The sequence below is a fragment of the Niastella vici genome (assembly GCF_002077945.1).
In the GTDB taxonomy this organism is placed as follows: Bacteria; Bacteroidota; Bacteroidia; order Chitinophagales; family Chitinophagaceae; genus Niastella; species Niastella vici.
Genome location: NZ_LVYD01000013.1, coordinates 127301 through 139943, shown reverse-complemented (window position 1 = coordinate 139943; position 12643 = coordinate 127301). Strand labels below are relative to the sequence as shown.

General features: G+C 43.9%; 17 protein-coding genes. 8 read left to right on the top strand and 9 right to left on the bottom strand.

Annotated features, from left to right (window positions below; all coding sequences use genetic code 11):
• The first annotated feature begins 85 nt into the window (after positions 1-85).
• Positions 86-907 (top strand): hypothetical protein, encoded by an 822-nt coding sequence (locus A3860_RS06095; RefSeq protein WP_081145664.1) that lies wholly within the window; start codon positions 86-88, stop codon positions 905-907.
• Between the two features lie 84 nt (positions 908-991).
• Here A3860_RS06095 and A3860_RS06090 read toward each other — a convergent pair whose 3' ends face one another.
• The gene (locus tag A3860_RS06090) at positions 992-1741 is read right to left on the bottom strand and encodes an LOG family protein (protein WP_081145921.1); all 750 of its coding nucleotides are present in this window, start codon (positions 1739-1741) and stop codon (positions 992-994) included.
• 43 nt (positions 1742-1784) lie between these two features.
• Here A3860_RS06090 and A3860_RS06085 point away from each other — a divergent pair, with 43 nt between their 5' ends.
• The 4 genes from A3860_RS06085 (at position 1785) to A3860_RS06070 (ending at position 3702) form a co-directional block, all read left to right on the top strand.
• Positions 1785-2549, top strand: a complete 765-nt coding sequence (locus tag A3860_RS06085) for an exodeoxyribonuclease III (protein WP_081145663.1) — start codon at positions 1785-1787, stop codon at positions 2547-2549.
• A gap of 80 nt (positions 2550-2629) precedes the next feature.
• On the top strand, positions 2630-2935 hold the full coding sequence (locus A3860_RS06080; RefSeq protein ID WP_081145662.1) for a DUF4286 family protein: 306 nt from the start codon (positions 2630-2632) through the stop codon (positions 2933-2935).
• 204 nt (positions 2936-3139) lie between these two features.
• Entirely contained in the window at positions 3140-3493 is a 354-nt protein-coding gene (locus A3860_RS06075; RefSeq protein WP_158085151.1) for an HU family DNA-binding protein, read from the top strand.
• A 101-nt stretch (positions 3494-3594) separates the two neighbouring features.
• Positions 3595-3702 carry a 30S ribosomal protein THX gene (locus A3860_RS06070; RefSeq protein ID WP_081145661.1) on the top strand — a complete coding sequence of 36 codons (108 nt, stop codon included), beginning with the start codon at positions 3595-3597 and terminating at the stop codon, positions 3700-3702.
• 119 nt (positions 3703-3821) lie between these two features.
• Here the strand turns inward: A3860_RS06070 and pdxH are convergent, their stop codons facing one another.
• Positions 3822-4466: a pyridoxamine 5'-phosphate oxidase gene (pdxH, locus tag A3860_RS06065; protein WP_081145660.1), complete on the bottom strand. Its 645-nt coding sequence runs from the start codon at positions 4464-4466 to the stop codon at positions 3822-3824.
• 118 nt (positions 4467-4584) lie between these two features.
• Between pdxH and A3860_RS42235 the strand changes: the two genes are divergently transcribed.
• Positions 4585-4857, top strand: coding sequence for an RsiV family protein (locus A3860_RS42235; protein WP_394334788.1), 273 nt, complete (start codon positions 4585-4587; stop codon positions 4855-4857).
• Between the two features lie 37 nt (positions 4858-4894).
• Here A3860_RS42235 and A3860_RS06055 read toward each other — a convergent pair whose 3' ends face one another.
• The 7 genes from A3860_RS06055 to A3860_RS06020 form a co-directional block, all read right to left on the bottom strand.
• Entirely contained in the window at positions 4895-5950 is a 1056-nt protein-coding gene (locus A3860_RS06055) for a coiled-coil domain-containing protein (protein ID WP_081145658.1), read from the bottom strand.
• Between the two features lie 197 nt (positions 5951-6147).
• Complete coding sequence (gene pyrH, locus A3860_RS06050; RefSeq protein ID WP_081145657.1) at positions 6148-6861, bottom strand: UMP kinase; 714 nt, start codon at positions 6859-6861, stop codon at positions 6148-6150.
• A 243-nt stretch (positions 6862-7104) separates the two neighbouring features.
• Complete coding sequence (gene tsf, locus A3860_RS06045; RefSeq protein ID WP_081145656.1) at positions 7105-7944, bottom strand: translation elongation factor Ts; 840 nt, start codon at positions 7942-7944, stop codon at positions 7105-7107.
• 199 nt (positions 7945-8143) lie between these two features.
• Positions 8144-9082: a 30S ribosomal protein S2 gene (gene rpsB / locus A3860_RS06040; protein WP_081145655.1), complete on the bottom strand. Its 939-nt coding sequence runs from the start codon at positions 9080-9082 to the stop codon at positions 8144-8146.
• 92 nt (positions 9083-9174) lie between these two features.
• A complete protein-coding gene (gene rpsI / locus A3860_RS06035; RefSeq protein ID WP_081145654.1) occupies positions 9175-9564 on the bottom strand; it encodes a 30S ribosomal protein S9 in 390 nt (129 codons plus the stop codon).
• A gap of 13 nt (positions 9565-9577) precedes the next feature.
• Positions 9578-10021 carry a 50S ribosomal protein L13 gene (gene rplM, locus A3860_RS06030; RefSeq protein ID WP_081145653.1) on the bottom strand — a complete coding sequence of 148 codons (444 nt, stop codon included), beginning with the start codon at positions 10019-10021 and terminating at the stop codon, positions 9578-9580.
• A 527-nt stretch (positions 10022-10548) separates the two neighbouring features.
• Positions 10549-11355 (bottom strand): hypothetical protein, encoded by an 807-nt coding sequence (locus tag A3860_RS06020; protein ID WP_081145651.1) that lies wholly within the window; start codon positions 11353-11355, stop codon positions 10549-10551.
• Between the two features lie 548 nt (positions 11356-11903).
• Between A3860_RS06020 and A3860_RS06015 the strand changes: the two genes are divergently transcribed.
• Both A3860_RS06015 and A3860_RS06010 read left to right on the top strand, forming a co-directional pair.
• Complete coding sequence (locus tag A3860_RS06015; RefSeq protein WP_081145650.1) at positions 11904-12197, top strand: type II toxin-antitoxin system HigB family toxin; 294 nt, start codon at positions 11904-11906, stop codon at positions 12195-12197.
• A 4-nt stretch (positions 12198-12201) separates the two neighbouring features.
• Positions 12202-12573, top strand: coding sequence for a helix-turn-helix domain-containing protein (locus tag A3860_RS06010; RefSeq protein WP_143773970.1), 372 nt, complete (start codon positions 12202-12204; stop codon positions 12571-12573).
• Positions 12574-12643: the final 70 nt, after the last annotated feature.

Below are 12643 nucleotides of genomic sequence, written 5' to 3'. Positions count from 1 at the left end.
TTGTAAGGTCTGATTCACAATATTAAAACAAGCAATTTCGTTTGGGCAACGTTCCCTTGAAAATGCGATCTTAACCCGTAGCAACATGAGTAATTCCCGTAGAAATGCTATTATGGCAATAGCATTTTTGGTTAATCTTGTGCCTTTTTTTGTAGCAGCCCAATCAAAACATTCCAACCGCAAAGGCGAATTTTATTTCTCCTGGGGGTATAATACGGAATGGTATACACACAGTAACATCACTGTAAATCAGCCTGAGCTGGGCAATTATTATACATTTAATCACGTGCGTGGGCACGATCACAAAGGTTGGGATGAAGGCTTGCTTAGCAAAGCGCTCACCATACCTCAATACAACTACCGCCTCGGTTATTACTTCAATAAGAAAAAGGGCCTGGCATTTGAGATCAACTTCGACCACACCAAGTTTATTTTTGCCGATCAAGATGTTCGCGTTACCGGCAAACTAAATGGCAGTCCAAAATCGGTTGATACATCAATTGCTTTTAACCAGGCCAACGGATTTTATTATTACCTGAACAACGGCGCCAACTTCTTACTGTTCAACATTGTAAAACGCTGGCACTTATATGAAGATCACAACGAGAACATTAAGATCGATGTAATGGGCAAAGCCGGCATTGGCCCTGTTATTCCACACGTTGAGAACAGCCTGTTCGGACAAAAAAATGATCCAAAATTTCAATACGGCGGCTGGAATGTAGGTGTAGAAAACGCCATCAGGGCAACTTTTTTCAGGTATGCATACGTTGAGTTTGCACACAAAATAGATTATGCCCGGTATTCGCACCTTCAGGTATATAAAGGCCGCGCCCGCCAGGCTTTTGGCACCTACGAACTTATTTTAAGCCTGGGTGTCACGTTCCCTACTGGTAAGAAAATTTAAGTCAGTTAATCATACATAATCAAAAGGGTCAAATAGCGTAAATCGCTTATTTGACCCTTTTGATTTTTTAACCCTTAGCCTCATTCAACTTCTTTCAAAGAACCACCAGAAGCGTTTGCGTGGCCTTACTTTGTAGTTTTGACTAATATAGGTTCTAATATGTTCCATGGCTTCATCGATGCTATCGGTAAGCAGTACAAGCTTCATATCTTCCCGGTTAATGGTTCCCTGCTGCGCCATAAATTCGGCATAGTTCCACAGATCACTGTAGTATTCCTTACCAAATAACACAATGGGGAACTGGGAAATGGTTTTTGTTTGTATAAGGGTCAGTGTTTCAAAAAATTCATCCATAGTTCCAAAACCACCGGGCATAATGATGAACGCATAAGAATATTTAACCAGCAATACTTTACGAACAAAAAAATGTTCAAAGGTGATGCTCTTGTTCACGTACTTGTTGGCCTTTTGTTCAAAAGGCAGCCTGATGTTGCAGCCAACCGAAATGCCGCCATTTTCAAAAGCCCCGCGGTTAGCCGCTTCCATAATACCGGGCCCACCGCCGGTCATAGTGGTAAAACCGGAATCGGCAATGCGTCTACCGAATTCCCGGGCACTCTCATAATAAGGATGGTCTTCTTTAAACCGGGCCGAACCAAACACAGTGATACAGGGGCCCACAAAGTGAAGCATGCGGAAACCCTGAATGAATTGTTTAAAAACCCGCCAGGCAAAGGCCAGTTCATACGTACGGCTTTTGGGACCCTCCAGATAAATCTGTTCTTTAGGGGGAATAATGGGCTCAATCTTTTTCTTGGCTGAAGCTGCTTCCATAATATCAATAGTGTAAATTGCCAGCCAAATTAAACAAAAAATCATGCGCATTATTAGCTATAATGTGAATGGCATAAGAGCAGCCATGACCAAGGGGTTTTGCGATTGGTTAAAAACCGACCCGGCAGATATCATTTGTTTGCAGGAAACAAAAGCCACAAAAGATAATGTGAACCGCCAGCTGGTAACCGAATGCGGTTATGAAGATTACTGGTTCTCGGCAAGCAAAAAAGGGTACAGCGGCGTAGCCGTTTTTACCAAAATAAAACCCGATAACATTGAATATGGCAATCAACATTCCGTAAGTGATGATGAAGGAAGAGTGATACAGCTCGATTTCGGCGACATCAGGCTTATCAATGCGTATTTTCCCTCAGGTACAACAGGCGATGTACGGCAGGATTTCAAATACCAGTGGCTCGATGATTTTTATAATTATCTGCAAACACTGAGGGCGAAATATCCCAAACTGATATTGTGCGGCGATTACAATATCGCACATACTGAGTTGGATATTCACGATCCCAAAGGCAATAAGAACACTTCGGGCTTTTTACCCAATGAACGGGCCTGGATGGATAAATTCATGGGCAGCGGCTGGATTGACACATTCCGTGTTTTTCATCCCGAACCACACCGGTACAGCTGGTGGAGCCAGCGTTTCCCTACTGTGCGGTTGCAAAATAAAGGCTGGCGGCTCGATTATATAACGGCTACCGAACCCCTGCGCGCCCAGTTAAAGAATGCCGACATTTATCATGATGTAAAGCATAGTGATCATTGCCCGGTTTACCTGGAGTTGAATTAAGTGTTAAGAATTGTGATTTTTACATCTTATTCTTTGTTTGCCACAATATTCTTTCGTGTTTTTTGTTTTACCCAGTCTCCATGATCGTATATAACATTACTATAAAGATCGATCCGGCTATTGAAGAAGCATGGCTACAATGGCAACAGCAGGAACATATACCCGATATCATGGCATCGGGGCAGTTTTCCCAATGGAAAATGTTCCGTTTGCTGGAGCAGGATGATACGGATGGATTGACGTTCGTAATACAATATTTCGCGCCCACTATGGAAAATTACTATAGATACATTGATGAGTTTGCACCGGTATTAAGGCAGAAAGCCTTTGATAAATGGGGTAATAGTTTCATTGCATTTCGAACGGTAATGGAGGTTGTGAACTGATTGTGGATAAGAATATTTGATGGGGGCAGCGTTAAATTATTGTATACTCCACGAAACCCTTTACAGGCCAGCATTTCAGCCCGCAATGCATGAAACACAGGGCAGTACAGGGTTTCAGCGTGTAACATCAATTCACAAAACACATTAGAAACTATTGCAATTTGCTAAAAACCTTGCCCCAAGCGGATTTCAGCACTTTATCAAATGTTAATTTTTCGACCAAAAAATTTTGTTTCAAGCAAAAAGCGGCTAAATTTGTCGCTGCATAAATTCTTAAAAAATCACACTATGAACAAAGCTGAATTAATTGCAAAACTTGCCGATGATTCAGGCATCACTAAGACACAGGCTAATGCTGCTCTTGATTCTTTCATCGAAGCAGTTACCAAAACATTAAAAGGTGGTGGTAAAGTTACCCTGGTAGGTTTTGGAACTTTCTCAGTATCAAAAAGAGCAGCTCGCAATGGTCGTAATCCGCAAACCGGTGCTGTGATTAAGATTAAAGCTAAAAAAGTTGCCCGTTTCAAAGCTGGTAAAGAATTGCAGGCTAAATTATAATTTCTGCCTTACGCACGAAAGCTCCGTTACTGCATGCGAAGTATCGGAGCTTTTTTTATTTTTGCATCACTTTAATATTTCACTTTTAATAAACTAATAACATGGGTAGAGGAGATAAAAAAACGAAAAAAGGCAAAACCTTTAAAGGATCATACGGAAAAAGCCGCCCTGCACGGGTAAAAAAGGCTGCTGCCGCTAAAAAGAAGTAGGAAGTAAGAGGTAAGAAGTAAGAAACCCGGTAATCGGATTCTTACTTCTTACCTCGAACCTCTTTATATAATTGATTTCGTCTCTTACATTATACGTTCTGTTTCCCCATTCAGCCCTTTTACGGCGCCAAACGTTCAATTGTCCATGTATTGTCGCCCTGTAAAGAATACTGTATCCGGTCGTGCAGGCGGTTCGAACGGCCCTGCCAAAACTCCATACTGATCGGTTTTACCCGGTAACCGCCCCAATGGCCAGGTCTTTTTAATGGTTGGGCCGAAAAATCCCTGATATATTTTTTCTCCCGTTCTTCGAGCCATTCCCTGCTGGTAATTACCCGGCTTTGCGGCGATACCCAGGCGCCAATGCGACTTCCCTCGGGCCGGCTGTTAAAATAGGCATCGCTTTCTTCGGCACTAACCTTGTCAACCAACCCGGTAATACGCACCTGCCGTTCCACTTCCTTCCAGAAAAATACCAGGCACGCCCGCGGGTTTTCGGCCAGCTGCATGCCCTTAAAGCTTTCATAATTGGTAAAAAAGACAAACCCGCGTTCATCATAGCCTTTCAATAGAACGATCCGCGCCGCCGGTACCCCATCGGCCGATGCAGTGGCCAAAGTCATGGCATTCACTTCATCAATTTCACTGTGCAATGCTTCCTGCCACCAGGTATCGAACTGGCGAATGGGGTGGGTAGCTACATCTTTTTCGAGCAGGGACCGCAGCATATAGTCTTTACGTATATCAGCAATAGTTGATGGCATAGCCTGTATTTTTTGAGCTACAAAGGTAATATCACTGCAAATTATCCGCACTGATTTTGATCATAACCAATTGCCTGTTATTTTAGTTTTACCGTATGAGACAAATATTTACACTGGTGTGCATTTTTGCCTGCCTAACTGCAGCCTTTGCACAAAATGGCACGTTTATCACCTGAAAAATGAGGAAAAGATTTCTGAGCATATTTTTACTGAAACCATCCCCATCAGCGATAATTTTTTACTAACGTCGAAAGGCATTGGCTTTAGCTATCTTCCAAACGAATTGGGCGCATATGCCCTCGGTGAAGTGTTCTTATATATTCCTTTTAAAGAGTTGGATACTTATTTAAAACCGGAATTTAAGCAACTGATTGGCATAATGGGCCAGTAGAGGTGGTTATAACTGAACTTACAAACTAAATAACTAACTATTCAGGTGGGGCGTTTTCATCTTTACCGCTTTCTTTACCCTGTACCCTGGCCAGCATCACTTCTATTTCGCTCATGCGGCGCAGCTGGTTTTCGAGCTTTTTATTGTGCTCTGAGATCTGTTGCAGATCGCGGTTGAGCTCTTCCAGGAAACTGATCTTTTTTAGCAACTGGTTCCGCTGAAAGTTTGATTCGCGCAGCTTTTCTTCCGTATCGGCCAGCAGGCGCGACAGCCGTTGGTTCTCTTCGAGCAGGTCGAGGTGCTTTTGCTTGTATTCGTCGAACTCCCTGATGAGCTTGAAATGGTTTTGTTGCAATTCCTCGAATTCGAACTGGCGGCTGGGTGGGTTCGAAAGATTCTCTACTTTCAATAATTTTTCGCGCAGGGCATTGAACTCTTCATAGGCTTTTTGCAGGCGCTCTTCCATTTCGTCAGACAAAAGCCGGCTTTGCTCCAGCTCAATAATACGGGCGTCTTTGGTGGTGAGCACAGTAAGCATTTCATTCAGGCGGGCATTGAGTTCTTCATTGGCTTTAAGCGTATCAATATGTTTGAACTCTGTTTGTTTCAGCAGTTCTATCTGGTCGAGCAACAGAACGATCTGCTGGTTTTGTGCGGCCAGTCCTTCCTGGGTTTTTTGCAAACGCACCAGGTATTCTTCAGATTGTTCTTCCTGTGAAGCAGCAACTTTGGCAATGGGCGCCGGCGTTTCGGCCCGGCGTTTTAGCTCCTTATGCAGCTCTTCCACTTCAATGGTGAGCAATTCTTCATTATCCCGTACTTCATCGAGCTCGCGGCGCAACTGCATCTGCACTTTTTCCTGCAGCTCCATTTCTTCGTAATACTTCAGGCGCCATTCTTCATTATCTTGAAATGCTGTATCGGCAATGATGGGAGGTTCCCGTTCAGGTAATTTTAATGACAGGGTCTTACGACTGACCAAAAAGAAGTGAATAAAGAAGCCCAGGACCAAACCGCCCAGCAGGAAGAAAATGATCTCAAAAACCCCAACATACATCTGGTATCCCAGAATTACCAGTAAAAAATGGTTCATAACGGCTTCGGAATTAGAATATACACCCGCATCACAGATGGTAATCTTTCAATCACTAATTTTTCATGGGATCTTGAAAAGGAGGTAATGAAAAAACCACCATACTGGTGGTTTTTCTTATGGAAATTTAATACGTTAATTCGATAAATGCAAAAAGGCGGCCCAATAAATTTAACCGACTGTTAATCAGCTAATTATTACGCCTTTACCAGGGTGCCAACCTTTTCACCGCAAGCTACGCGGCGCAGGTTGCCCGGCTTGTTCATATCAAATACGATGATCGGCAGTTTATTCTCCATACACAGGGTGAACGCGGTCATATCCATTACCCGCAGGTTTTTAGAGATACATTCCTGGAAGGTGATGGTCTCATATTTTTTTGCGTTAGGATCTTTTTCGGGGTCGGCTGTGTAAATACCATCAACCCGGGTGCCTTTCAGGATCACATCGGCCTGTATTTCTATGGCGCGCAATGAGCCGGCTGTATCGGTTGTGAAATACGGGTTACCGGTACCGGCGCCAAAGATCACTACCCGGCCTTTTTCAACATGGCGAATAGCCCGGCGACGGATGTATGGTTCGGCGATCTGTTCCATTTTTATAGCGCTTTGTAACCGTGTAAAAACGCCTATTTTTTCGAGCATCGCCTGCATAGCCATTCCATTTATTACAGTGGCCAGCATACCCATATAATCGCCATGTGCGCGTTCGATACCAGTTTCTGCCTCATTCATACCGCGGTAAATATTACCACCGCCAATTACAATAGCCACCTGAACACCCAGATCTGCTACTTCCTTGATGTCGTGTGCATACTGCGCCAGTATAGCAGGGTCCATTCCAAAACTTTTATCGCCCATCAACGATTCGCCGGAGAGTTTTACTAAAATGCGTTTGTACTTAGGTAGCATGTATAATTGACCGTTTTTAATGTTCTTGAATCGTGTTCCGATAATTACCGGAAGGTCAATGGTGAAAGCGTACCCAAACCACCAACCCTTTCAACGCTGTGCAAAGAAAGGATTTTTTATTAAAGTTTTCCAGCTTTTGTAAAATGTGTTGCCCACATCCATAAAATGGGCCAGCCTGAAAACAAAAGGGGAAACCACCCAACAGCAGTTTCCCCTTTATATATATTGATTCGGTTATTGATCTTATCCTAAAGCCACGCGTTTGAATTCGGTAACAGCTAAGCCACCATCAACGCTTTTCAGGTAATCGGCAACGGTTTTTGAATTATCTTTTACGAAAGCCTGGTTTACCAGGGTGCTTTCTTTAAAGAATGCATTCAGTTTACCCTCTGCGATCTTGTTGATCATTTCATCGGGCTTACCGGCCATTTTAGGATCGGTCTTGATTTGCTCGGTAACGATGGCACGCTCACGCTCAATGGTAGCAGCAGGTACCGAGTTAGCGTCAACAGCAACGGGGTTCATGGCAGCAATTTGCATGGCCACGTCTCTACCCGCTTCAGCAGCAGCTTTGTTCAGTCCTACCAGTACACCAATACGGTTTGCACCGTGAATGTAAGAGGCTACGTAGTCGGCATCAACACGCTCAAATTTAGTGATCCCGATCTTTTCACCAATGCTGGCGAGTTTATCGTTCACCAGGTCGGCAACTTTAGCCCCATTGATAGAAATACCGTTCAGCTCATCGAGGCTTTTTACGTTGTTGGCAATAGCAGCATCGATAATACTTTGGGCGAAAGCCACAAAGTCAGCATTTTTACCAACGAAGTCGGTTTCGCAGCTTACGCAGAGCGTAATACCTGTTTTATTATCGGCTGTAGTTTTAGCCAGTACCACACCTTCTTTTGCCTCGCGATCGCCACGCAGCGCAGCAACCTTGGCGCCTTTTTTACGAAGCCAGTCGATAGCGGCTTCGAAATCGCCATTGGTTTCTGTCAACGCTTTACGGCAATCCATCATTCCTGCTCCAGTCATCTGGCGCAGTTTGTTAATATCAGCGGCAGTAATAGCAACACCTGACATAGTAATTTGAATATTTAAATATTATGAAAATTTGAAAATGCGTCACAAATAACCCGATTCTGTTTCAAATCATGTATTGGTGAAGCATTTTCATTTTATTAATTCTGCTCAGTAGCGAACTAAAAGAAAAACGGAGCGTCGCAACGGATGTTCAATAGTAATTCTTCAGCCGGGCAACCCCAAACCAAAGGAACTAAAACTATCTTCTACCGCCGCCGGGTCCACGGTTACCACCACCAGGACGACCACCGCCTCTGTTTTGGCCACCGCCCTGACGTCCGCCGCCACCATGACCACGGCCACCGCCGCCCTGACCACGTCCGCCACCGCCGGCGTTACCACCGCGGCTACGACCGCCTTCAGCTTCAGCTTCAGCCTGCAGGCGTTGTGCTTTCTTTTCTTTTTCGTCGTCTGTCTGCTCTTCAGTTTCTTCGTCTTTAGCAGCCTGTCTTTCAGCAAGACCTTCAGCTATAGCAGCAGTTATGTATTGAGTGATGATTGCGATAGATTTTGTAGCGTCGTCGTTTGCAGGAATTGCAAAGTCAACTTTATTAGGATCGCAATTGGTATCAACCATACCAAAAGTGGTAATACCCAATCTTTTTGCTTCAGCCAGGGCAATATGCTCATGGCCAATGTCGATGATGAACAAAGCGGCAGGTACACGGCCCAGTTGGCTGATACCACCCAGTACTTTATCCATTTTATCGCGGTCGCGACCGAGGGTTAATTTCTCTTTTTTAGTAAGAACATCAGCAGTGCTTTCGCTCAGCATTTTGTCAATGCTCTGCATTTTCTTAACGCTTTTGCGAACGGTGTTGAAGTTGGTAAGCATACCACCCAGCCAACGCTCGGTAACGAAAGGCATGTTCACTTTGCGGGCGCACTCAGTAACAATTTCTTTCGCTTGTTTCTTGGTGCCTACGAACATGATCTTTTTACCGCTGCGGGCAATCTGCTTTAAAGCAGCAGCTGCTTCGGTCAGGCTTTCGGTAGTTTTATTAAGATCGATAATGTGAATACCTTTCTTTTCAGCAAAAATGAAAGGCAACATTTTTGGGTTCCACTTCTTACGCAGGTGACCAAAGTGTACACCGGCATCCAGGAGCTGCTGTTGCAATGAAGTGTTATTTTCCATTTAACTAAGTTGAAAATGTGTTTGATAAATTTGATAATACCACAAGCGTTTCCAAAACGCACTCCGCCAGCTGGCGGAGGCGCCGGTATGGATTAACGTTTGCTGAACTGGTAGCTGCGACGAGCTTTTTTGTGACCGAATTTCTTACGTTCAACAGATCTCGGATCGCGTTTCAGCACACCAACTGCTTTTAAAGCAGGACGGTATTCCTGGCTTATTTCAAGCAAAGCGCGGCCGATACCCAGCTTTGCAGCTTCCGCCTGGCCTTTCATACCACCACCGGCAGCATTGATCTTCACGTCAAATTTATCCAGCGATTGAGTAGCTTTTAAAGGCAGTTCCACCTGGTTTTGTAAATAAACCAGTGAAAAATATTCTTTATAGTCTTTATCGTTAACGGTGATCTTACCGGTTCCGCGTGACAACCAAACTCTTGTCACAGCTTCTTTACGACGACCTACGGCATTTTTTTGCTTTTCCATGTATTATTTACAATTAGAAAGTTAATGATTGAGGTTTCTGTGCAGCATGCTCGTGTTGGTCGCCGGCATACACAAATAATTTCTTGAACATTTTGCGGCCAAGGCGATTCTTGGGCAACATACCTTTTACAGCTCTTTCAACTACCTGCTCAGGACGACGGCGCAGGAGTTCGCGGGCTGTTTCAGATTTTTGTCCACCAGGATAACCTGAGAAGGTCAGGTATTCTTTTTCCTCGGTTTTGTTGCCGGTGAATTTTACTTTTTCGGCATTGATAACGATGATGTAGTCTCCGCAATCAACATGTGGCGTATAGTAAGGCTTGTTCTTACCACGAAGAATAGCCGCTATTTTCGCGCACATGCGTCCCACGGTTTGATTGGTACCGTCTACAACATACCAGTTGCGTTTTACGGTAGCCGCATTCGCATGTTGGGTAGTGAAATGTAGTTTGCTCATTTTAAAAACTTTTGGCCGAAAGCTGTTTTTTAGTTTCAGCCGGTTAACAAATAAACAGCAACGCCATCCCGCTTGCTGTTTCCGCCAATAGTCAGGTAACTAAAAACGGGTCGCAAAGATAGGTTGTTGAAATTGGCACAACAAACATTTGGGCAACTAATTTTTTATCGCAGCTTTATAATTAATTGATTTTCAATAAATATTTTGACATATAAATTTTACTACTGCCTCAAAAGCAGCTGCAGCGGGCATTTTAGGGCAGCTATTTGGGGGAAACCGGGGGTTGGAAGGCTATTGGGCTGGGGTTGCGTCGCACACTTCGGCGTTCGGAAGGCGGTTGGGCAGGGCCTGCGCTACTGCTAAAGCAGGGGGCACTGCCCCCGCGTGACTTTAACCAGGCAGGGTGGCACACTCGCTCGCCAATGATTTACCCGGCGTACTTCGGGATCCGGCAGGCACCAGGACAGCCTATGCGCCTGTGCCGCAGTGGCAGATTGATGAGCCGGTCAACGAATGAATTAATAAACCTATGAACCCTTTCTCTTAATTTTCTTCCTGGCTTTTTGTGGTATTTTCCGCTTGCTTTTCTCCTGTTTTGGCTTCAGGACTTTTTCGGCAACTCCACAATCAGCCTCCTTCTTCGCCTTTCGTTCAATATTACCAGAGGTTACACACCGCATACCGGTAGATTGTAATCCATTCGTTGGCTCTCCATTAATACATCCTGTAATTCTTAAAAATACGGCATATGCCGAAGCGTAGGCAGGAACCGGTATCACAAAAGAAACATCCTTCGGATATCCAATAATGCTGAGAACATCACTTTTCAGTACCTCTTTTTCTATGCGATTAAGCGCCAAATCGGGATATATAACATGAACACTTAGGAGGAAACCATTCAGGTGCTTTGTGCGCCATCGGGGTGCTTTATCAATACATACAGAAATATGCAATTGGTTATCAACAATAGGAGCCACCTTAACAAAAACGTAAGTACGAAGTATATTACTCAACGTGTGTACGGCATGGCATTCCAGGTTAAGCAAACAGTGTACATCATTAAAGTTTTTTTCCTTTAGCTGCCGGCGAAGAAGGGACAGCAACCGGGTCCACAGTGAGCCGTCATTATGATTATCGCGAATGCTGCTGAAGATGAGGCTGGCCGTTTGATTTACCTGCAGCAGTCTGTTTTTGCTCGCTACCATGTCTTCGTTCAATACAGCTGGTGTGAAGGTGCCTCTGGGATTGCGTTCATGATCGCCATAGCGTTTGCTGCGAACAAGGACCATGCGTTTCTGCAAGTGCTGTTTGGCGCGCTTTTTTCCTTTGGCCATAATCAAAAAGTTTTATAGCTTTAATGAATACAGCTCATTCGCATTTCCCTAACCGGAAGATACAACAACTTCATCTAAAAACCCGGTGTTTTCTCCTTCCTTATAGCGTACTTTCAGCGACATTATAGCGAGTTTACAGCGACCTTATAGCGATATTATAGCGATAGGTGTTCGCACCTCCTTCCGTACTCCTTCGCACCTCCTTCGGGGCTTCTTCGGGTATAAAATCACCATCATATTACCTACATTTCAGCACCCTTTTAACATGCTTTCGCGGGTTCAAAACAAATTGCGAACGAAGGGCGAACGAGGTGCGCATCAGTATCGGATCAGGTGCGAAGCAATATGGGAGCGGGGTCGAAGAATGGGGGGATAGCTATAGGTGCCAAAGATAACCTATTTAAAATAAAAGTTGGCAATTTGCCAACTCTGCTTATATTTGTTGTAAATCCATGCCTTGAAAGGCAAGCTTCGAGACGAAGCGCATTATGAAATCAAGATAACATTCTCTGGTGGTCAAAAAATTTTTAAATCATCAATGATTTATAATGCGTATTGTCTATTTGTTAAAGCTTACTACTTTTGCTAAAACTCACGCTAATGCCAGAAAACACCTGGCAGCCTGGAAAACAATCGTAGAAAAAGCAGTCTGGAAAAAGAAACAGGATGTATTAGCCGATTTTCCGAATGCCAAGGTCATAAAGAACAATCGTGCCCGTTTTGAGATCGTGCACAATACCTACCGCATCATTGCCCAAATTGATTATGGAGATGGTATAGTTGAAATCCGTTTTATCGGAACACATAACGAATATGACGCCATAGATCCCGAAACAATTTAATACTATGAAGCAATGGTTTCTCATAGAAAATGAAAAAGAATACCAGGAGGCAACCAACCGCTATGAAGAGATCCATAATTCGAAAAAGGGTACCACTGAACATAAGGAAAAACTGCTACTGGCCCTCCTCATCAACCAATACGAGCAAAATCAGTGGAATTTGCCAGAGGTTGACCCTATAGAGCTTATCAAAATCCGCATGGAAGATTTTGGCCTCAAGCTCACCGACCTGGCTAAAGAATACGGCGACAAAGGCACCATCAGCAAAGTCTTAAACTATAAACAGGCGCTTTCCTTAACTATGATCAGAAAATTCAGCGAACTGTTACATATTCCCGTTGAAGCATTGACAAAAGAATATGAATTAAAAGGGTAAACACTATGGAATTAGAAAATATGAACCAGTATGTTCATACGTTATTTCTAATAGAAGACCTTAATGATGA